This is a genomic window from Pseudomonas sp. PB106, from assembly GCF_009764645.1.
Taxonomy (GTDB): Bacteria; Pseudomonadota; Gammaproteobacteria; order Pseudomonadales; family Pseudomonadaceae; genus Aquipseudomonas.
On the sequence record NZ_RWIM01000066.1, the window covers coordinates 51,677 to 73,395 of the forward strand.

Genomic DNA, 21,719 nt, shown 5'->3' on the forward strand with positions numbered 1-21,719 from the left:
CCTCAACACTCCCCCGGCTACAAAAATCCAACAATTCCCCCAATCATTTCCCGCACTTTGCGCAAAATGCCGTTAGTCGCCACCCCCTGCGATGGATTAAAGTAACGCCCCCAGCCCCGGCGTTATCCGAACGCCGGTGGCCACCCCTTTCCAGGAACAGTCACCGATGGAACATCGTGAAGCGCTGCTGGCGCTGCGAACCTTTCTTTCAACGCAGATTCTCGGCCAGGAAAAACTCATCGAGCGTTTGCTCATCGCCCTGCTCGCCGACGGCCACATGCTGGTCGAGGGTGCTCCGGGTCTGGCCAAGACCAAAGCGATCAAAGAACTCGCCGAGGGCATCGAAGCCCAGTTCCATCGCATCCAGTTCACCCCTGACCTGTTGCCCGCCGACATCACCGGCACGGAGATCTATCGTCCGGAAACCGGCAGTTTCGTGTTCCAGCAAGGACCGATCTTTCACAACCTGGTGCTGGCGGACGAAATCAACCGCGCCCCGGCCAAGGTGCAATCGGCACTGCTCGAAGCCATGGCCGAACGTCAGGTCAGCGTCGGGCGCAGCACTTATGAGTTGTCGCCGCTGTTTCTGGTGATGGCCACGCAAAACCCGATCGAGCAGGAAGGCACCTATCCGCTGCCCGAAGCGCAACTCGACCGCTTCCTGATGCACGTGAAAATCGGATTCCCCGATGCCGCCGTCGAACGCCGCATCCTCCAGCAGGCCCGTGGCGAAGCGCTGAACGGTGAGACCAAGCCCGAGCGCCGCGTCAGTCAGCAGGCGATCTTCGCCGCACGCAAGGAAATCCTCGGTCTGTACATGGCCGACGCCGTGGAGGAATACCTGGTGCAACTGGTCATGGCCACGCGCAACCCGGCCAAGTTCGACCCGGAAATGGCCGAGTGGATCGCCTACGGCGCCAGCCCGCGTGGCTCGATTGCTCTCGACCGCTGCGCCCGTGCCCATGCATGGCTGGCCGGGCGTGACTTCGTCAGCCCGGAAGACATTCAAGCGGTGCTGTTCGATGTGTTGCGTCACCGCATCATTTTGTCGTTTGAAGCCGAAGCCGCTGGCATCGATCAGGATCGCGTGGTGCAGCGGATTCTCGACGTCGTAGCCGTCGCTTGACCCCCATGAACGCCCCTCTGCCGTCCGAACCGGGCATCCGCATCAGCCTCGCCGAGCTGATCGAGATGCGTCACCGCGTGCGCGAAGTGCAGCTGTTTTCCACGCCGAGCCAGCGCAGCCCGCTGATCGGCCTGCACCACTCGAAATTCCGTGGTCGCGGCGTCGACTTCGATCAGGTGCGGGTGTATCAGGCGGGCGACGATGTGCGCACCATCGACTGGCGCGTCACCGCACGCACCCAGGAGCCGCACACCAAACTGTTCCATGAAGAGCGCGAGCGACCGATTTTCATCATGGTCGAGCAGAGCACGCGACTGTTTTTCGGTTCCGGGCTGATGTTCAAATCGGTGTTGGCGGCGCAAGTCGCAGCGCTGATCGGCTGGGCCGCACTCGGCCACAACGACCGGGTCGGCGGGCTGGTGTTCGGCGACAACGAGCACTACGAAATCAAGCCACGACGCAGCAAACAGAGCCTGCTGCAACTGCTCAACCGCTTGGTCAAAGTCAATCAATCGCTGCACAGCGAGCGCGAACCGGATCGCGATGCGTTTGGCGTAGCCCTGCGCCGTGCCCGTGAAGTGCTGCGTCCGGGCAGTCTGGCCATCGTGATCTGCGATGAGCGCGCGTTGTCCGAGAGCGCCGAGCAACAGTTGAGCCTGTTGTCGCGGCATTGCGACCTGCTGATGCTGCCGATTTCCGACCCGCTGGATCACGCCCTCCCCGCTGCCGGCCTGCTCAGATTTGCCGAGCGTGGCGCGCAGCTGGAACTCGACACGCTGAACTTCGACCTGCGCCAGACCTACCGCGCTCAGGCCGAAGCGCGTATCGCCCGCTGGGAATTGCTCGCGCAAAAGCTGCGAGTACTGCTGATGCCGCTGAGTACGCAGAGTGAAATGGTCGAGCAGATGCGCGAGTTCCTCAATCCGCAGCGTCCGGGGAAAGGTCGATGAACGGCCTCGAGCAACTGCAACCGCTGATCTCGCCGCCACCGATTGCCTTTTGGCCACCGGCGCCGGGCTGGTGGCTGCTGCTTCTGTTGTTGCCGCTGCTCGGTTACGCCGTGTGGCGGCTGCGGGGCTTTATTCCGATGAAGAAACGCCCGATCGTCCGCGCCGAGCAACCGCTGGATCCGGTGCGCATCGCCGCCCTCGCGGAACTGGCGCAAATGCCCAAACCCTACGACGGCGCCCCGGCCGGTGCCTGGTTGCAGCAACTCAACGGCCTGCTCAAACGCCTGTGTCGCAACCATTACCCCTACAGCCAGAGCCACACACTCAATGGCCGCAAATGGCTGGCGTTCCTCGATAACCGCTGCCCGGCGGCGGGCCTGACGCGCTGGATGGTGCTGGTCGAAGGCGCGTACAAACCGGAATGCAAACTCGACGACAAGGCCATCGCTGGCCTGACTCAAGCCGTCGACACGTGGATTCGCAAACATGTTTGAGTTCGCCTGGCCGTGGATCTTTGCGCTGTTGCCATTGCCGTGGTTGATGCGCCTGGTGCTGCCAGTGGCCGACAGCGGCGAGCCGGCCCTGAAAGTCAGCTTCCTCTCCGATCTCGAAGGCCTCGCCCGTCGCCGCGCCCGCGCCAACCTGCCGGCGTGGCGCCAGCAAGCACCGTTCATGCTTCTGTGGCTGCTGTTGCTGACCGCCGCTGCCCGCCCGCAATGGCTCGGCGAACCGCTGCCGATTGCCGCCAGTGGCCGTGATCTGCTGGTGGCCGTGGACGTTTCCGGCTCGATGGATTTCCCCGACATGCAGTGGCAGGACGAAGAAGTCAGCCGCCTCGCGCTGGTGCAGCATTTGCTCGGCGACTTCCTTGAAAGCCGTGATGGCGATCGCGTCGGCCTGATCCTGTTCGGCAGCCAGGCCTACCTGCAAGCACCGCTGACCTTTGACCGCCGCACCGTGCGGGTCTGGCTGGATGAAGCGCGCATCGGCATTGCCGGCAAGAACACCGCCATCGGCGACGCCATTGGTCTGGGCCTGAAACGCCTGCGCATGCGCCCAGCGCAAAGCCGCGTGCTGATTCTGGTCACCGACGGCGCCAACAATGGCGGCGAGATTGATCCGCTGACCGCCGCGAAACTGGCCGCCAGCGAAGGCGTGAAGATTTACCCGATCGGCATCGGCGCCAATCCTGAAGACAGTGGTTCGACCGGCCTGCTCGGCGTCAATCCGAGCCTGGACCTCGACGAGCCGGCGCTCAAAGCCATTGCCGAAGTCACCGGCGGCCAGTATTTCCGCGCCCACGACGGCAAAGAACTGCAAGCGATCAAAGACACCCTCGATCAACTCGAACCGGTGACCCAGCAACCGACCCAGGCCCGTCCAGCGCAAGCCTTGTATCACTGGCCTCTGGCGCTGTCCTTGTGGCTGAGCCTGTTGCTGGTGGCCCGCGAACTGTGGCCGGACAACCCGTTGCAACGCCTGTTTACCAAGGAGCTGTATCTGCAAAGTCCGCTGCCCGACTGGCGTGATCGTTTGAAGCGCCTGCGTTTGCGGAGGCGTCGATGATCGCGCTCTGGCCGCACTGGTTCCGTCCTTGGTCGTTGCTGCTGTTGCCGCTGCTCGGCTGGCTGATCTGGCAGCTCTGGCACCGGCAGAAGCGCGCCGGACGCTGGCAGATGATTCTGCCGCCGGCGTTTCATTCCGCCCTGCTTAGCGGCGGTAATGGTCGCGACAGCAAACTGCCGTGGATTGCCCTCGGCGCTGCGTGGCTGCTGACGATTCTCGCGCTGCTTGGGCCGAGCTGGGAGCGTGTCGAACAGACCAGCCAGAAACCCGCCGACCCGTTGGTGGTGGTGCTCGAACTGACCCCGGAAATGCTCGCCACCGACTCGCCGCCGACGCGACTGGAGCAGGCGCGGCGCAAGCTCTTCGATCTGTTGCAGGCACGCAGCGATGCGCAGACCGCCATCGTCGTTTACGCCGGCAGCGCGCACACACTGGTGCCGCTTTCGGATGATCTGGCGACCAGTCGCAACTTGCTCGACGCACTCAAACCGTCGCTGATGCCGGAAAGCGGCCATCGTGCCGATCTGGCCGTGATCAAAGCGCTGGCCTTGCTCAAACAAGGCGCGCTCGGTCAGGGGCGGATTCTGTTGATCGGTTCGTCGCTCGATGAACAGGAACGCCAAGGCATTCGCCGCGCGCTGAGCGGTGAATCCGCACAACTGTTGATGCTCGGCATCGGCACCGCCGAAGGCGCGCCGATTGCCCAGGAGGACGGCAGTTTCCTCAAGGACGAGCAAGGCGCGATTCGCGTACCGCAACTCGACAGCCCGGGCCTCGCGGCGTTTATGAATAGCGTCGGCGGCGAATACCACCCTGCCCGGCTCGACGAAGCCGATCTCGGCGCACTCGGCCTGCTCAATGGCCCGCGCAGCCTGCGTGACGACGGTCAGACCGTGCGCCTCGATACCTGGGCCGATCAGGGTTACTGGCTGCTGTTGCCGCTGTTGCTGCTCGCCGCCTGCGCCGGCCGACGGGGCTGGCTGTTTTGCCTGCCATTACTGTTCTGCCTGCCGCAGCCGAGCTACGCTTTCGACTTCGAAGACCTGTGGCTGCGCCCCGATCAACAAGGCCTGCATCTGCTCAAACAGAAACGCCCGGCCGAAGCGGCGGCGCATTTTGACGATCACCAGTGGCAAGGGGTGGCGTTGTACGAGGCCGGCGACTACAGTGGCGCCGCCCAGCGTTTCGCCGAAGGCAGTGACGCCCGCGCCCACTACAATCGTGGCAACGCTTTGGCAAAAAGCGGTGAGCTGGACGCCGCCATCGATGCCTACGAGCAGGCGCTGGAACTGCAACCGGATCTGCGCCCGGCACAGACCAACAAGGCGCTGGTGGAAAACCTGCTGAAACAGAAACACACGCCGCCGCCCGCTGAGCCAGAACAGAAACCGACGGAGCAAAGCTTGCCCGGCGATGAGCCGCCACCGGCGACCACGCCACCGCCTGCAGTGAAAAGTGAAGTTCAGGGCGACACGCAGCCCGCCGAACCGGCCAACGAACCACCGCCGACCACGCCGCCGCAACCGGGCCCCGATGAAATTCCGGGCAGCGACGAGGAAGAGGAAACGGACACCGTGCCCACCCTGCGCCCCACTGAGGACAACCTCGAAGGCGAACAACGGCAGGCACTGGAACAATGGCTGGGCAAGATCCCGGACGATCCGGGCGAATTGCTGCGACGCAAATTCTGGTACGAACAGCAACAACATCAGGATCAGGAAAACACTCGATGACCCGCTTCACCGCTCTCTTGCTGCCCCTGTTGCTCTGCACGACCACCGCTCAGGCGGCCGAGCTGACCGCCAGCGTGGATCGCAGTCGCCTCAACTCCGGCGAGACGGTCGAGCTCACTCTCGAAACCAGCGACGTCACCCAGTTCGGCAAACCTGACCTGACACCGCTGGAGCCGCTGTTCGAAGTGCGTGGCACGCGGCAGGTCAACCAGTTGAACACGCTCAATGGTGACAACCGCGCGACCACGCGCTGGATCGTCACCCTGCTGCCGAAAGAGACCGGCAGCGTGGTGATTGCACCGCTGCAACTGGGCGACGCGCAAAGCGAGCCGATTACCGTGCAAGTGGTCGAAAGCGATGCCCGCGAAGACAAGAACAGCCTTGATCCGGTGTTCATCGAAGCCAGCCTCGATCAGACCAGCGTCTACGTGCAGGCCCAGGCCATCCTGACCCTGCGCATTTATCACTCGGTGTCGCTGTACGACGACAGCAGCCTGACCCCGTTGCAAATCGCCGATGCGCGCATCGAGCAGCTCGGCGACACCCGCACCTATGAAAAAGACATCAAGGGTGTGCGCCACGGCGTCATCGAGATGCGTTATGCGATCTATCCGCAGCACAGCGGCTTGCTCAACATCGCGCCGCAGACATTCAGTGCGACGCTGGTCGATACCCAGCCGGCGCAGGACGCCGCCGCGCAAGGACCGAAACCCGGCAAACTGATGCGCGTCAGCTCGGCGCAGATGTCGCTGACGGTCAAACCCAAACCGCTGACCTATCCCGCCGATGCGCCGTGGCTGCCGGCGCGCAGCCTGAGCCTGAGCGAGAGCTGGAACCCTGAACCGGAACACACCCAGGTCGGCGACTCGCTGACCCGCAGCCTGACATTGAAAGTCGAAGGCCTCGCCGCCTCGCAATTGCCCGCCCTGCCCGCCACCGACGTCAACGGCCTGCGCCGCTACCCCGACCAACCCGTGCTGAGCAACCAGAGCACTGACCGGGGCATCGTCGGCAGCCGCGAAGAACGCGAAGCCCTGGTGCCGAGCCGCAGTGGCGCAATCGACCTGCCAACGGTGGACGTGGTCTGGTGGAACACCTTCGAAGATCACCTGGAACACAGCAGCCTGCCGGCGCGCACGCTTCAAGTGGCCAACAACCCGAGCCTGCAGGTCGACACGCCGGCCGGTACGCTGCAACCGAGCGTCGTCGATAACGATGTGTTGTGGTGGTGGAAACTCAGCACGCTGATCCTCGCCTGCACCACCCTCCTCGGCTTCGGCCTGTGGTGGCGCGCCCGCTGGCAACCGGCGGTGCACCGCGCCGCACAAACCGGCCCGAGCCCGCGCACGCTGATGGATGACATCAAACGCGCGAGCCAGGCCAATGACCCGCAAGCGACGCGGCAGGCGCTGGATGCGTGGGCGCGTCAACAACCGGAAACATTGGCAGACATGGCGGCGCGGTTTGTGCCGCTGTCCGACGCCCTCGACGGTCTCAACGGCGCGCTGTACAGCGAGACGGGGCAGCATTGGCAGGGTGAGGATTTGTGGCGAGCGATCCGCACGATTCCGGCCTTGGAGCGCGTGCAGGATCCGGTGGGCGATAGCGGCTTGCCGCCGCTTTATCCGAAGTAAAAGATCAAAAGATCGCAGCCTTCGGCAGCTCATACATAAGCGTCGGTCACAAGCCCTCCCACCGCAATAATCTGTAAACTCTCCCCCACTTTCGCCGCCTCTTCATTCCTGCGGCCATCACCTTATTCTTTTCGGAGTCCACATTGCGTCTGTTCCACACCTCCGACTGGCACCTTGGGCAAAACCTGCACGGCCAGGAGCGCGATTTCGAGCATGCGTGCTTCCTCGAATGGCTGCTGCGCCAACTGCAACTGGCGCAGCCGGATGTGCTGCTGATTGCCGGTGATATCTTCGACACGGTCAATCCGCCGGTCAAAGCTCAGGAACGCCTCTACGATTTCATCGTCAGCGCCCACGAACAGCAGCCGTTACTGACCATCGTGATGATCGCCGGCAACCACGATTCCGGCTCGCGGATCGAACTGCCTGCGCCGTTGATGCGCCGTTTGCGCACCCATGCGCTGGGCCGGGTGTTGTGGCTGGACGACGGCCAACTGGATGCCGAACGCTTGCTGCTGCCGTTGCCGGATAAAACCGGCGAAGTCGCCGCGTGGTGCCTGGCGCTGCCGTTCCTGCGTCCGGCAGAGGTGACGGGCGCGCATCTGGGCGACAACTATTTGCGCGGTATCGGCCAAGTGCATGAATGGCTGATCGAAGCGGCCAACGCCAAGCGCAAACCCGGTCAGGCGCTGATCGCCATCAGTCACGCGCACATGGCCGGTGGCTCGGTGTCGGAAGACTCTGAGCGCAGCTTGATCATCGGCAATGCCGAGGCGTTGCCCGCCAGTCTGTTCGGGCCGAGCATCAGCTACGTCGCCCTCGGCCATTTGCACAAGCCGCAGAAGGTCAACGGTGAGGAGCGCATTCGCTACAGCGGCTCGCCGATTCCGTTGTCGTTTTCGGAAATCGGCTATCAGCACCAGATTCTCGACGTCACGCTGGATGGCGAAACGCTGGTCAGCGTCGAAGCGAAACTGATTCCGCGCTCGGTCAATCTGCAACGCATCGGCCCCGCACCGTTGGCCGAGATTCTGCTGCAACTGGCGGATCTGCCGAACATCGACCTGCTCGCCGAAACCCAGCGTCAGCCGTGGCTGGAGGTGCGCGTCGTCCTCGACGAGCCACAGCCGGATCTGCGTTACCAGGTCGAAAATGCCTTGCAAGGCAAAGCCGTGCGACTGGTGCGCATCGCCGCCGAATACGCCGGCAACCGTGGCGCTGACGGCAGCGACGACGGCACTGCGCTGATCGAACTGGATCAACTCACTCCGCAGGAATTGTTCAGCCGCGCCTGGCTCGACAACTACGGCAACGAGGTCGATGAGCAGACGCTGAAGGACTTCGCCGAACTGCTGCAGGACGTGCAACTGGAGGGCGAGCAGCCATGAAGATTCTCGCCATTCGGTTGAAGAACCTCGCCTCGCTGGCCGGCCCGTTCGAGATTGATTTCACCGCTGAACCGCTGGCCAGCGCCGGTTTGTTCGCGATCACCGGCCCGACCGGCGCCGGCAAGAGCACCTTGCTCGACGCCTTGTGCCTGGCTTTGTTCGGCGCTGTGCCGCGCCTGAACAACACGGGCCGCGATGCCAAAGTCCCCGATGCCGACGGCGAAATCGCCACCGGTGATCCGCGCACTCTGCTGCGTCGCGGCACCGGCGAAGGTTATGCCGAGGTGGATTTCGTCGGCGTTGATGGCCGACGCTATCGGGCGCGCTGGGAAACCAACCGCGCTCGCGAGAAGGCTGGCGGCAAGTTGCAGGCCAGTCGTCAGAGCCTGCGCGATATCGATCAGGATCAACTGCTCGCCAGTCAGAAAGGCGAGTACAAAACTCAGCTCGAAGCCGCGCTCGGCCTGAACTTCGAACAGTTCACCCGCGCCGTGCTGCTGGCGCAGAGCGAGTTCAGCGCGTTCCTCAAAGCGGACGACAACGACCGCAGCGAACTGCTGGAAAAACTCACCGACACCGCGCTGTACACCCGCCTCGGCCGTCGCGCCTTCGACAAAACCAAGGAGGCCCGCGAAGCGCACAAGCTGCTGCAGGATCAAGCCACCGGCGTCACCCCGTTGCCGCCCGAGGCTCGCGCGGAACTGGATGAGCGCTTCAACGCCGCGCAGCAACAGTTGAAATTGCAGCAGGCGCAGCTCAAACAGCTGGAGCAGCAGCACGGCTGGCTCAAGGATTTGCGCGTGTTGCAGGACGCGCAACAGGCCGCCACCGAGCAATTGCGCAGTGCCCAACAGCAATCGGAAAGCCTGGCCGGCGAGCGGGTCAGGCTGACGCGACTGGAACAACTTGGCCCGCAACGGCATCAGTTCGCGCGCAAAAGCGAACTCGATGCGCTGCTGACGCCGTTGGCAGCACAAATTGCCGAACACACCCGGCAGCATGGCGAACTGACGGAACGCCAGACCCAACTCGAGCAGAACCTCGACGCGGCGAAAGTCGCACTGACCGACGCGCAACAGCGCCAGTCAGAAAACGCCCCGCTTTTGCGTCAGGCGTTTGAAGAGCAAAGCACCCTCGCCCGTCTGGCTAAAGAAGTCGCCGCTTGCGCTGAAGCCAAAGCCAACGCGCAACAGGCCAGCAGTGACGGCCAGAGTGCCATTCAAACCTTGCTGGAAAAGCAAAACCAAGTGGCCGAGCGTCTGCAGCGCATTGCCGCTGAGCTGGAACAAAGCGCTCATCTGGCGCCGTTGAGCGATGCCTGGAATGCCTACCGCGATCGCCTGCAACAGCTGATGCTGATCGGCAATCGCTTGAACAAGGGCCAGGCCGAATTGGCGTCCCTTGAGCAAAACGCCACAAGCAGCGCCGAAGAACTGACCCAGCAGAAGCAACAACTGGAAGTGCTGTTCAAAGAGGCCGGCGCCGAACCGGATGCCGTCGCTGAACAGATCGGTATCCTCGGCACGTTGCTGCAAGACAATCGCAAGCAACTGCGCGCTTTTGAAGATTTGTCGCGTCTGTGGGCCAGCCAGCAGGATCTCGACAAGCGTGGCGCCGAGCTGCAGCAACGCCAGCTCAGCGCCCAGCAGGAACGTGAACGGCTGACCCAGGACGGCGTGAAATCGAAAGCCGAACTGACCATCGCCGAACAAACCCTCAACGTCACCCGCGAACTGCTCGAACGTCAGCGTCTGGCGCGCAGTGCCAGTGTCGAAGAATTGCGTGCGCAGTTGCAGGATGACCAGCCGTGCCCGGTGTGCGGCAGCAACGAACATCCCTACCACCAGCCGGAAGCACTGCTGCAAAGCCTCGGTCGCCACGACGAAAGCGAACAGGCCAACGCCCAGCACGTGGTCGATCAGCTCAAGGAAAAACTCAGCGAGTTGCGTGCCGACGTGGGTGCCGTGATTGCTCAGCAGAAAGAACTGCTGCAACAACAGGAACAACTGGCAACCCAGCAACAAGCCCTCGCGCCGAGCATTGACGCGCATCCATTGTCTACACAGTTGCTGAATCAGGACGCCGACAAACGCGACGCCTGGCTCAACCGCCAGAACGAACAACTGAACCAAAGCATCGCTCAGGACGAACAACGTCAGAGCGCCCTGCTGTCCCTGCAACAGGATGCCGCGCGCCTGACTCAGCAATTGCGTCAGGCCGAAACTGCGCATCAGCAAGCGGCGCAACAGCTGAGCAACCAGCAACGCGAACTGAGCAGCGACCGCCAGCGCCTCGACGAGGAACTGACGGCGTTCGCCACCCTGCTCCCGGCCGACACCCTTGAAGCCCTGCGCCAGGAACCGGCGGCAACCTTCATGCAGCTCGACCGGCAGATCGCCGAGCGCTTGGCGCAAGTGGATCAACAAAAGGAAGAGTTGAGCGAGCAACAACAACGCCAGCAGACCCTGGAAAAGGAGCAGGATCGGCAGCAGACCCGCGTGCAGCAAGCGCAGACGGCGCAGCAGCAGTTCGCCGCGCTGGCCGAGCAACAGCAACTCTGCCAGCAGAAACTTGCGCAATTGCTTGGTGAACACAGCAGCGCCGAGCAGTGGCAGCAACAGCTTGAGCAGCAGGTGGAACAGGCGCGCAACGCCGAAACCGCTACCGCGCAGGAACTGCAGAACGTGCGCACACAACGTGTGCAGATCGCCGCTGAACTCAAGGCGCAGCAGCAACGTTTGCAGGCGCTGGAAGGCGAAGAACAGGATCTGGCGAGCAAGATTGCCGACTGGCGCGGGCGTCACCCGGAGCTGGATGACGGAGGCCTCGAAGACTTGCTGCGGGTCGATGACACGCAACTCGGCGAACTGCGCCAACGCTTGCAGCAGAATGAAAAAGCCATCGAGCAGGCCACGGTCTTGTTGCAGGAACGTGACCGGTTATTGGTCGACCATCAGGCGCACAGCAACGGCAATCTCGACGCCGAACAACTCGCCACAGCCCTGACCGATCTGCAACAGCAGTCCAACGTCAGCGAACAGCAATGCGCCGAACTGCGCGCCGAACAGGTCGAGGATCAGCGCCGGCAGAACGCCAATCAGGCGCTGGCCCAGCAGATTGCTGATGCTTACGCCGAATATCAGCGCTGGGCGCGCCTCAGTGCGCTGATCGGTTCCGCCACTGGCGACACCTTCCGCAAGATCGCCCAGGCTTACAACCTCGACCTGCTGGTGCATCACGCCAACGTGCAACTGCGCCAACTGGTCAAACGCTATCGCCTCAAGCGCGGCGGCAGCATGCTCGGCCTGCTGGTGGTGGACACCGAAATGGGCGATGAACTGCGCTCGGTGCATTCGCTGTCCGGCGGCGAAACGTTCCTCGTGTCGCTGGCCTTGGCATTGGGCCTGGCGTCGATGGCGTCGAGTACGTTGAAAATCGAATCGCTGTTTATCGACGAAGGCTTTGGCAGCCTCGATCCGGAGTCGCTGCAACTGGCGATGGATGCGCTGGATGGGTTGCAGGCCCAAGGCCGGAAAGTCGCGGTGATTTCCCACGTGCAGGAAATGCACGAACGGATTCCGGTGCAGATTCAAGTGCAGCGTCAAGGCAACGGTTTGAGCACACTGGAGGTGAAATGAACACGCTGTATTCCTTCCGCCGCTGCCCATACGCCATGCGCGCGCGGATGGCGTTGCGCTATTCGGGCGTGCCCGTGGACATCGTTGAAGTCAGCCTCAAAGCCAAACCGGCCGAGATGCTGGCGATTTCGCCAAAAGGTACGGTTCCGGTGCTGGATGCCGGTGGACGGGTGATCGATGAGAGCCTGGAGATCATGCGTTGGGCGTTGGCGCAGAATGATCCGGATGATTGGTTGCTGGGTGGCGATTCACGGATTGCCGAGCTGATCGAAGCCAATGATCAGGAATTCAAGATGCAGTTGAATCGCTATAAGTATGCCGAGCGTTATCCCGAGCAGCCGATGGAGGTTTATCGGGCTGAAGGCGCGGTGTATTTGCAGAAACTGGAAGCGTTGCTCAACGATCGCGATTACCTGTTAACCGACCATCCGAGCCTGGCAGATATCGCCCTGCTGCCCTTCGTTCGGCAGTTTGCCCATGTTGATCGCGAATGGTTTGCGCAGACACCTTATGTTCGCTTACAGGCCTGGCTGGAGCGTTTCCTCGAATCAGACCTTTTCACTTCAATTATGAAGAAGTAACTCATGTAGGAGCTGCCGAAGGCTGCTACAGGGTTTTGATCGTTCCCACGCTCTGCGTGGGAATGCCTCAAGGGACGCTCTGCGTTCCAATCGGACGCGGAGCTCCAGGGCTGCATTCCCACGCGGAGCGTGGGAACGATCAATCGCGTCGTCTAAGCCAGCGCGTTGCACATGCCGAGTGCCATGCAATCCACTTCGAACGGGCCGAGAAAATCCGCCGAGACTTTGACCGGTGGATTGCCAGCCATCAGCCCCAGCGTTTTCGCCCGTTCAATGTTGTGCGCGATATTGTGGTTGGCCTCTATGGCCCGGGCCAGTGCGCCTACCGAGCCTTGGCCGATGCCCAACAATGACGCGCCGTTGGTGAAGAACGCCAAACCGGCAATCACCCAGAGTCTGTAGCCTTTCATGCGCCGCCGACTCCTGCGAGTTCGGCCCGGTCGACCATCACGCTGTGCGAGCGGACTTCGAACTGGATACCGGGATGGGCGACGTCAATCGGTGCGTCGAAGCTGTGTTCCATTTGCGCGGCGATGCTGACAAACAGCACCACGGCCAGGTAAAGACCGATGGCCAGATAGGCGCCGCGTTTGGCTGAAGTGATGATTGCGCTGGCCATGGTGTTCTCCCGTGGGCATGTTTCGATGACCACAGGATCGATCAAAAAAGCCGGGGTAACCACTCAGCGTTTGCCATAGTGAACATCAGCTTCGTTGATTATTTAGCCAGTCTATCTGCGTGTTCGGGAAAACCTATGATGCTGCCGAAGGCTGCGATCTTTTGATCTTTGATCGGTCCCATGCTCTGCGTGGGAATGCCTCTGGGGACGCTCTGCGTCCAGTGACGTGGAGCGTCACGGGCTGCATTCCCACGCGGAGCGTGGGAACGATCAACGTGCGCAAAAACGTAGGAGCTGCCGAAGGCTGCGATCTTTTGATTTTGCTTTTAAAAAACAAGATCGAAAAATCGCAGCCTTCGGCAGCTCCTACAGGGAGTTGTGCGCAATGGGCATTTCAGTGTTGAGCTTTGTGATCCAGGGCGGCATAGAAGTTGGCGCTCTGTTGCAGGTATTTCTGGGTGTAGCTCTGGGTGTGGGATTTTTTGCTGGCGATTTCCACGTTGGCAGCGGCTGGCAGTACAACGGTGGCAGAGATGGCGGAAGCGGCGATGACGGAGAAGAGATTGAAGTTCATGGCGGTAACCCTCGTGTTCGGTTGGCTTGCTTGCCCGGTTGGGCTGTGAAACAAACTTAACGCTCGAGGGTTGATCGCTTGAAATGCTTTGTAGCATTACCGGTTATCAGCGCGATTAATACAAAGAGACAGGCCCCGTAAACCGGGGCCTGTGGCTTATTGTCGCACCAAAAACTTGAGGTCGCTCGGCGCGTCCATCGGCAGTTTTTGCACGGTTTTGCCGAGCAGGCCAGTCTTGGCGTCGCGTTCGACGACGACAATCTGGTTGCTCTTCTGGTTGGCAATCAGCAGGAATTTGCCACTTGGATCGAGGCTGAACTCACGCGGGTGATCACCCTCAACCGAACGCTTTTGCAGCTCTTTGAGCTGCGCGGTCGTCGGGTCGATGCTGAACACCACCAGTTGATTGGCGGTGCCACGGTTGCTGACGTAAAGGAATTTGCCATCGGCAGACGTGTGCAATGCCGCGCCGGCCTTGTCCGAGGTCGGCTGACCGGCGGCCAGATCGACCAGTTGCGTCTGGGTCAGCACGCCATCGTTGTAATCGAACACCGCAACTTGCGCGCTCATTTCCATGGTCAGCCAGGCGTGTTTGCCGTCAGCACTGAACAACAGATGACGCGGGCCACTGCCGGCCGGCAAGGCCACCGAGGCGGTTTTCGCCGGGGTCAGCGGCAGCTCAGGATTGGCTTTCGGGTCGAATTGGTAGATGAACACCTTGTCCGCGCCCAGGTCATTGGAGAACACGTAGCGACCATCCGGCGAAGAGACTGTCGAATGCACGTGGTTCGAAGCCTGGCGCTCAGGATTGACCCGGCTCGCCGGGTGCGCGCTCATCTGCACCACCGGTTTCAATTTGCCGTCGGCCCCGACCGGCAACACCGCCAGGGTTCCACCCGGATCTTCCACGACTGAATAGTTGCTGACGAACAGGTGGCTGGCATCAGCGCTGAGGCTCGAATGCGTTGGCTCGTTGCCCAGGCTCTGCACTTGATTGATCAGGCTCAGGGCGTGGGTTTTCGGATCAATCGAATAGCTGCTGACGCGACCGACCGGGTCTTGCTGGCCCGGGCCGTTTTCGTTGACCACAAACAGGCGATGCTGGTCTTTGGACAGGGTCAGCCATGACGGATTTTCGCTCTTCACCACTTGCAGCGGTTTGGCGTCGATCTGGCCGGTGGCACTGTCGAAATTCATTCGATAGATGCCTTGGCTGGTGCCGGCGGTGTAGGAACCGACCAGCAATTGGAAGCTTTCTGCCGATGCCGTGGACAGGCCCATGGCACCGACGCTGCCGGCCATCAGCAGCGGCCAGAATTTACGCATTTTCATCAGTGTCATCCTCATCGTCGCTGCTGCTGACTACGTCACCATGGCAGACCAGGCGGTGTTCGCCAGTTGTCTTGGTATCGCTGGCATAACCAATGACCAGCCAGCTCTGCAGGTCTTCGTCAAACGTCGCCGCTGCAACCTGAGCCGGGGTGAACTCCCAATGCTTGGCCGCTCGGCCATCGATGCATTCGATGTGCAGATTGTCGTCTTCGTCGAGGGCGAATTCGAAAGCGTGCAGGCCGTCGATTTCGACCATTTCGCAGTGTTCGAGAGCGTTGAGAAGGGTTTGGGCAGTCATGGCAAACAGTCTTTCTAGGGGGGAAAGGGCCAATGATAGCTCATTGACGATGCAGAACCCCTGTGGGAGCTGGCTTGCCAGCGATAGCAATCTGTCAGTCACATCTATATTGGATGTGCCGCCGTCATCGCTGGCAAGCCAGCTCCCACAGTGATTTGCGGTGTGGATTAGAGCGCGTCGCGTGATGGCTTGCCGTCAACCAGGCGCTGGATGCGCAGCGGGTTGGCGTTTTTCAGTGGCTCGGGCAACAAGCTGTCCGGGTAGTTCTGGAAGCACACCGGGCGCAGGAAGCGGTCGATGGCCAGCGTGCCTACCGAAGTGCCACGAGCATCGGACGTCGCTGGATACGGGCCGCCATGGACCATCGAATCGCATACCTCGACACCGGTCGGATAGCCGTTGAGCAGAATCCGCCCGACCTTCTGTTCCAGCAGTGGAGTGAGTTCAGCGAACTGTTCGAAGTCCGCCAGCTCGCCGATGATCGTCGCCGTCAGTTGGCCGTGCAGCCCCTGCAACGCTGCGCTGAGTTGCGCCTTGTCCGCCACTTCGACGATGACCGTGGTCGGGCCGAAGACTTCTTCCTGCAGCACTTCATCGCCATTGATCAACAGACTGGCATCAGCCTTGAACAACTGTGGCTGCGCTTGATTGCCTTGCTGCGGATTACCGGCCAGATGCTCGATGCCGGAATGCGCCAGCAGCTTCTGCAAGCCTTTGCCGTAGCTGCCGAGGGTGCCGGCGTTGAGCATGGTTTGTGCCGGTTGATCGCCGATCAAACCCGCAACCTGCTGCACGAACGCGCTGAACTCTGGCGAACGAATGCCGATGACCAGACCCGGATTGGTACAGAACTGACCGCAGCCCTGCACCACCGAAGCGGTCAAATCGCGTGCGATGGTTTCTGCACGCTCGGCGAGTGCCTGTGGCAGAACGATCACCGGGTTGATGCTCGACATCTCGGCAAACACCGGGATTGGTTGTGGGCGCGCTGCGGCCATGTCACACAGTGCGCGACCACCCTTGAGCGAACCAGTGAAGCCGACCGCTTGAATCGCCGGGTGTTTGACCAGCCATTCACCGACGCCACCACCGTAGATCATGTTGAACACACCGGCAGGCATGGCGGTTTTTTCTGCTGCGCGGATCAGTGCATCGGCGACCAGTTCTGCTGTCGCCATGTGGCCGCTGTGGGCCTTGAACACCACCGGGCAACCGGCGGCCAGCGCCGAGGCGGTGTCACCACCAGCGGTGGAAAATGCCAGCGGGAAATTGCTCGCGCCGAACACCGCGACAGGGCCGAGGCCGATACGGTATTGACGCAGATCCGGGCGTGGCAATGGCTGACGATCCGGCAACGCTTGATCGATCCGCGCCCCGTAGAAATCGCCACGGCGCAACACTTTGGCGAACAGGCGCATTTGCCCGCTGGTACGCCCGCGCTCGCCTTGAATCCGTCCGGCCGGCAGCGCGGTTTCGCGGCAGACCACAGCAACGAAGTCATCGCCGAGGGCATCGAGCTCATCGGCAATCGCGTCGAGAAACTGTGCGCGACGTTCGGCGCTGAGGCTGCGATAGGCCGGGTATGCGGCAGCGGCGGCTTTGGCGGCGGCGTCGACCTCTTCAGCCGTGGCCTGGATGAAATCGTGGGGCAACTGTTCGCCCGTCGTCGCGTCAACGGATTGCAATTTGACGTTGCCAGCGGCGCTGCGCTGACCGCCGATGTAGTTGTGACCGAGAATCTGAGTCATGGGATCTCCTTAAAGGGTGCCGATGCTGTCCGGTTCAAATGCCGCTGGGACCGGGACGATGCCATTGACCAGCGGCGCGCCGAATTCGGCCTGGCTGATTTCAAACACGTCACCCGGTTGGGTGCGGATGCCATCGGCGAACGACAGGGTCGCGGTGCCGAAAAAGTGAATGTGTACGTCGCCTGGACGCAGGAACTGGCTGTACTTGAAGTGGTGGTATTCGAGGTTGGCGAGGCTGTGGCACATGTTCGCCTCGCCGCTGAGAAACTCGTTCTGCCAGAGCACTTCGCCGTCACGCAGGATGCGGCTGCTGCCTGCCAGATGTTGAGGCAATTCACCGGTGCGAAGTTCCGGACCGTAACTGCAACTGCGCAATTTCGAGTGCGCGAGGTACAGGTAATTCTTGCGTTCCATGACGTGGTCGGAGAACTCGTTGCCGACCGCAAAGCCCAGGCGATAGGGCTTGCCGTCGTTGCCGATGATATACAGGCCGGCCATTTCCGGCTCTTCACCAGCATCTTCGGCAAACGGTGGCACCGGGAAGGGTTGGCCTGGACGAACGACGATGCTGCCGTCGCCTTTATAGAACCATTCTGGTTGCACACCGGCCTGCCCCGCCGCCGGTTTACCGCCCTCCACGCCCCATTTGAAGATGCGCATGGTGTCGGTCATGGCCGCTTCGTCACTGGCCTGCTGGTGCATTTTGTCCCGCGCCGAGGCGCTGCCCAGATGGGTCAGGCCGGTGCCGCTGATCAGCATGTGCGCCGGATCCGGGTGATCAAGCGGTGGCAGGATGCGCAGCTGCGCCAGCAGCTCGGCGTAGTCATGGCTGATGCCGAGGCCGAGGGTTTGCACTTGCTGCTCGAGGGTGACCCCGGCCTCGATGGCGGCCAACGCCAGATCGCGCACGCTGCGGGCGTCCTGCACTTCGCGCACCAGACTGTTGTCGACCACGCCGACACGGCGCTCGCGGTTGCTTAATTCGAATTGAACCAGATGCATATGTCCTCTCCTGTCTACAAAACTTCGAAACACTGCAAAACCCTGGTGGGAGCTGGCTTGCCAGCGATGGCAATCTGTCTGACACATCCATGTTGGATGTGCCGCCGTCATCGCTGGCAAGCCAGCTCCCACAGGTTTAGTGGTGATTGGTGGTTGGGTTTCAGGTACGGGTCGCGCCGCGTGCACTGGCAGCGAACTGGTCAACCGGCAGCACGTGTTTGCGTTCCAGCACACGGTAGACGATGCCGGTCAGAATCAAGCCGAACACCATCACCCCGGAAAGGAAGTACAGACCTGAAGCCAGATTGCCGGTGTATTCCTTCAACGCCCCGATCACAAACGGCCCGATGTAACCGCCGAGATTGCCCACCGAGTTGATCAAGGCAATCCCCGCCGCTGCACTTGCGCCAGCAAAGAACCGCCCCGGCAAGGTCCAGAACACCGCCGTGCAGGAAAACAGCGCGAACGCCACCAGACACAACGCCGTCAGTTGTGCCACCGGCATCGACAGCCACGCGCTCATGAACAGGCCAATCGCGCCCAGCACATAGAGGACGGCGAGGTGCCCGTAGCGATCATTCAAGCGGTCAGAACTGCGCGGCACGATCAGCAAACCGATGATGCCGAAGATGTACGGCACCGACGAGACGAAACCGGTGACCAGATCACTGCCGCCAAACTGTTTGATCAGCGTCGGCAGCCACAGGCCCAAGCCATAAATGCTCAGCGTCACCGGCAGATAAAACAGCGCCAGCAGCAACACACGTTTGTCTTTCAGCGCATGCAGCGGATTGCCGTGACGGGTCTGGCCGTATTCCTGCAGATCTTTTTTCAGCTCGCCGGTGAGCCAGTCTTTCTCTGCCTGATCCATCCACTTCACTTGCTGCGGGCCGTCCGGCAACCAGCGCAATACCGGCCAGGTCAGCAGGATCGCCGGCGTGCCGATGACGATGAATAGCCACTGCCAGCCGTGCAGACCGAGGACGCCGTCCATGCCAAGCAAACCGCCGGACACCGGGCCGGTGATCATCATCGCAATCGGTTGCGAGAGGATGAACAGGCCGAGGATCTTGCCGCGATGGCGCACCGGGAACCATTGGGTGATGTAGTAGAGAACGCCGGGGAAGAACCCCGCCTCGGCCGCGCCGAGCAGAAAACGCATCACATAGAAACTGTGCGGACCCTGGACGAAGGCCATACCGATGGTGATGGCGCCCCAAGTGATCATGATCCGCGCGAACCAGCGCCGCGCGCCGAAACGTTCGAGCATCAAGTTGCTGGGGATTTCGAGGAGGAAGTAGCCAATGAAGAACAGCCCGGCGCCGAGGCCGTAAGCCGCATCGCCGATGCCGATGTCGGCGCCCATGTGCAGCTTGGCGAAGCCGACGGCGGAGCGATCCACATAGGCGATCAGGTACAGCAGGATCAGGAAGGGAATCAGTTTCAACGTAATGCGCCGTATCAGCCGCAGTTCCTGGCTCATGAGATCGGTCTCCGATTGTTGTTTTTATAGAACCTCGGGGGACGCCTCTCACAGAAAACCGCCAGGGCCATCCCTCCGTCGAAAACGACTATATAGTAATACTAATTCACCAACAACACTTCCAAACCAAGGATTTTGAGCTTAGATTAAGCCGTAGCTGGAACACTATAGTCATACAATAAGAGAATCGATCATGTCTGATAAGAAACCCACCCTGCGCTCCGCCCAATGGTTTGGCACGGCCGACAAGAACGGCTTCATGTACCGCAGCTGGATGAAGAATCAGGGCATCGCCGACCACCAGTTCCATGGCAAGCCGATCATCGGCATCTGCAACACCTGGTCGGAACTGACCCCATGCAACGCGCACTTCCGCCAGATCGCGGAGCACGTCAAACGCGGGGTGATCGAGGCCGGTGGCTTTCCTGTGGAATTCCCGGTGTTCTCCAACGGCGAATCGAACCTGCGCCCGACCGCCATGCTCACCCGCAACCTGGCGAGCATGGACGTGGAAGAAGCGATTCGCGGCAACCCGATTGACGGCGTGGTGCTGCTCACCGGTTGCGACAAAACCACCCCGGCGCTGCTGATGGGCGCGGCCAGTTGCGACGTACCGGCCATCGTCGTCACCGGCGGGCCGATGCTCAACGGCAAACACAAAGGCAAGGACATCGGTTCCGGCACCGTGGTCTGGCAGCTCAGCGAACAGGTCAAGGCCGGCACCATCACCATCGACGATTTCCTCGCAGCCGAGGGCGGCATGTCGCGTTCGGCGGGCACCTGCAACACCATGGGCACCGCGTCGACCATGGCCTGCATGGCTGAAGCACTCGGCACTTCACTGCCACACAATGCGGCAATTCCGGCGGTGGACGCGCGGCGTTATGTGCTCGCGCACATGTCCGGCATGCGGGCGGTGGAGATGGTGCGTGAAGATCTGAAACTGTCGAAGATTCTGACCAAGGAAGCCTTCGAAAACGCTATCCGCGTTAACGCTGCCATCGGCGGTTCGACCAACGCGGTGATTCACTTGAAAGCCATCGCCGGGCGCATCGGCGTCGAGCTGGATCTGGACGACTGGACGCGCATCGGTCGCGGCATGCCGACCATCGTCGACCTGCAACCGTCGGGGCGTTTCCTGATGGAAGAGTTCTATTACGCCGGTGGTTTGCCTGCGGTGCTGCGCCGTCTCGGTGAAGCCAATCTGATTCCCAACCCGAATGCGCTGACCGTCAACGGCAAGTCCATCGGCGAGAACACCAAAGACGCGCCGATCTACGGCGAAGACGAAGTGATCCGCACCCTCGACAATCCGATCCGCGCCGATGGCGGCATCTGCGTGTTGCGCGGCAATCTCGCGCCATTGGGTGCGGTGCTCAAGCCGTCCGCCGCAACGCCTGAGCTGATGCAGCATCGCGGCCGTGCGGTGGTGTTCGAGAACTTCGACATGTACAAGGCGCGGATCAACGATCCAGAGCTGGATGTCGACAAAGATTCGATTCTGGTGATGAAGAACTGCGGGCCGAAGGGTTATCCGGGCATGGCGGAAGTCGGCAACATGGGCTTGCCGGCGAAGCTGTTGGCCCAAGGTGTGACCGATATGGTGCGCATTTCCGATGCGCGTATGAGCGGCACCGCGTACGGCACGGTGGTCTTGCACGTGGCGCCGGAAGCGGCGGCCGGCGGGCCTTTGGCGACGGTGAAGGAAGGCGACTGGATCGAGCTGGATTGCGCGACCGGGCGTCTGCACCTGGATATTCCGGATGCCGAACTGGCAGCGCGCATGGCCGATCTGCAACCGCCACAGCAGTTGTTGGTGGGCGGCTATCGTCAGCTGTACATCGACCATGTGCTGCAGGCGGATCAGGGTTGCGACTTTGATTTCCTGGTCGGCTGCCGAGGGGCTGAAGTGCCGCGTCATTCCCATTAAGAGCAAAAGATCGCAGCCTTCGGCAGCTCCTACATTGGAATGCATTCCCTTGTAGGAGTGAGCCTGCTCGCGATTGCGGTGTGTCAGTCAGCAATTGTTCAGCTGACACACCGCAAT

18 protein-coding genes are annotated in these 21,719 nt (G+C 61.5%); 10 read left to right on the plus strand and 8 right to left on the minus strand.

All coding sequences use genetic code 11. The features are described from left to right. Window positions 1-166 precede the first annotated feature (166 nt). The 9 genes from EJA71_RS08870 (at window position 167) to EJA71_RS08910 (ending at window position 12,616) form a co-directional block, all read left to right on the plus strand. Window positions 167-1,126 carry a MoxR family ATPase gene (locus EJA71_RS08870; RefSeq protein ID WP_007913915.1) on the plus strand — a complete coding sequence of 320 codons (960 nt, stop codon included), beginning with the start codon at window positions 167-169 and terminating at the stop codon, window positions 1,124-1,126. Window positions 1,127-1,131: 5 nt separating this feature from the next. Beyond that, window positions 1,132-2,076 carry a DUF58 domain-containing protein gene (locus tag EJA71_RS08875; RefSeq protein ID WP_158956034.1) on the plus strand — a complete coding sequence of 315 codons (945 nt, stop codon included), beginning with the start codon at window positions 1,132-1,134 and terminating at the stop codon, window positions 2,074-2,076. Further along, window positions 2,073-2,570 carry a DUF4381 domain-containing protein gene (locus EJA71_RS08880; protein WP_158956036.1) on the plus strand — a complete coding sequence of 166 codons (498 nt, stop codon included), beginning with the start codon at window positions 2,073-2,075 and terminating at the stop codon, window positions 2,568-2,570. The genes EJA71_RS08875 and EJA71_RS08880 overlap by 4 nt, the downstream gene beginning before the upstream one ends. Next, window positions 2,563-3,642 (plus strand): VWA domain-containing protein, encoded by a 1,080-nt coding sequence (locus EJA71_RS08885; RefSeq protein WP_158956038.1) that lies wholly within the window; start codon window positions 2,563-2,565, stop codon window positions 3,640-3,642. Before EJA71_RS08880 ends, EJA71_RS08885 begins: the two co-directional genes overlap by 8 nt. Further along, window positions 3,639-5,375, plus strand: coding sequence for a tetratricopeptide repeat protein (locus EJA71_RS08890; RefSeq protein WP_158956040.1), 1,737 nt, complete (start codon window positions 3,639-3,641; stop codon window positions 5,373-5,375). Before EJA71_RS08885 ends, EJA71_RS08890 begins: the two co-directional genes overlap by 4 nt. After that, window positions 5,372-7,009, plus strand: a complete 1,638-nt coding sequence (locus EJA71_RS08895; RefSeq protein ID WP_158956042.1) for a BatD family protein — start codon at window positions 5,372-5,374, stop codon at window positions 7,007-7,009. The genes EJA71_RS08890 and EJA71_RS08895 overlap by 4 nt, the downstream gene beginning before the upstream one ends. 143 nt (window positions 7,010-7,152) lie before the next feature. Then, window positions 7,153-8,397 (plus strand): exonuclease SbcCD subunit D C-terminal domain-containing protein, encoded by a 1,245-nt coding sequence (locus tag EJA71_RS08900; protein WP_158956044.1) that lies wholly within the window; start codon window positions 7,153-7,155, stop codon window positions 8,395-8,397. After that, window positions 8,394-12,035: an SbcC/MukB-like Walker B domain-containing protein gene (locus EJA71_RS08905; RefSeq protein WP_158956046.1), complete on the plus strand. Its 3,642-nt coding sequence runs from the start codon at window positions 8,394-8,396 to the stop codon at window positions 12,033-12,035. Before EJA71_RS08900 ends, EJA71_RS08905 begins: the two co-directional genes overlap by 4 nt. After that, window positions 12,032-12,616, plus strand: a complete 585-nt coding sequence (locus tag EJA71_RS08910; protein ID WP_158956048.1) for a glutathione S-transferase — start codon at window positions 12,032-12,034, stop codon at window positions 12,614-12,616. Before EJA71_RS08905 ends, EJA71_RS08910 begins: the two co-directional genes overlap by 4 nt. 152 nt (window positions 12,617-12,768) lie before the next feature. Here EJA71_RS08910 and EJA71_RS08915 read toward each other — a convergent pair whose 3' ends face one another. The 8 genes from EJA71_RS08915 to EJA71_RS08950 form a co-directional block, all read right to left on the minus strand. Then, the gene (locus EJA71_RS08915; protein ID WP_158956050.1) at window positions 12,769-13,026 is read right to left on the minus strand and encodes a hypothetical protein; all 258 of its coding nucleotides are present in this window, start codon (window positions 13,024-13,026) and stop codon (window positions 12,769-12,771) included. Then, complete coding sequence (locus EJA71_RS08920) at window positions 13,023-13,235, minus strand: hypothetical protein (protein ID WP_158956051.1); 213 nt, start codon at window positions 13,233-13,235, stop codon at window positions 13,023-13,025. The genes EJA71_RS08915 and EJA71_RS08920 overlap by 4 nt, the downstream gene beginning before the upstream one ends. Before the next feature lie 394 nt (window positions 13,236-13,629). Then, on the minus strand, window positions 13,630-13,809 hold the full coding sequence (locus tag EJA71_RS08925; RefSeq protein WP_158956053.1) for a hypothetical protein: 180 nt from the start codon (window positions 13,807-13,809) through the stop codon (window positions 13,630-13,632). Window positions 13,810-13,965: 156 nt separating this feature from the next. Further along, entirely contained in the window at window positions 13,966-15,141 is a 1,176-nt protein-coding gene (locus tag EJA71_RS08930; protein ID WP_158956055.1) for a lactonase family protein, read from the minus strand. After that, window positions 15,128-15,439, minus strand: a complete 312-nt coding sequence (locus tag EJA71_RS08935) for a DUF5629 family protein (protein ID WP_158956057.1) — start codon at window positions 15,437-15,439, stop codon at window positions 15,128-15,130. Before EJA71_RS08935 ends, EJA71_RS08930 begins: the two co-directional genes overlap by 14 nt. A gap of 167 nt (window positions 15,440-15,606) precedes the next feature. After that, window positions 15,607-17,187 (minus strand): aldehyde dehydrogenase (NADP(+)), encoded by a 1,581-nt coding sequence (locus tag EJA71_RS08940; RefSeq protein WP_158956059.1) that lies wholly within the window; start codon window positions 17,185-17,187, stop codon window positions 15,607-15,609. A gap of 9 nt (window positions 17,188-17,196) precedes the next feature. After that, complete coding sequence (gene araD1 / locus EJA71_RS08945; RefSeq protein ID WP_158956061.1) at window positions 17,197-18,189, minus strand: AraD1 family protein; 993 nt, start codon at window positions 18,187-18,189, stop codon at window positions 17,197-17,199. Window positions 18,190-18,349: 160 nt separating this feature from the next. Beyond that, window positions 18,350-19,672: an MFS transporter gene (locus EJA71_RS08950; RefSeq protein ID WP_158956063.1), complete on the minus strand. Its 1,323-nt coding sequence runs from the start codon at window positions 19,670-19,672 to the stop codon at window positions 18,350-18,352. A gap of 193 nt (window positions 19,673-19,865) precedes the next feature. On the opposite strand from EJA71_RS08950, the gene EJA71_RS08955 reads away from it, so the two are divergent. Beyond that, complete coding sequence (locus EJA71_RS08955; RefSeq protein ID WP_007917984.1) at window positions 19,866-21,602, plus strand: IlvD/Edd family dehydratase; 1,737 nt, start codon at window positions 19,866-19,868, stop codon at window positions 21,600-21,602. Window positions 21,603-21,719 lie beyond the last annotated feature (117 nt).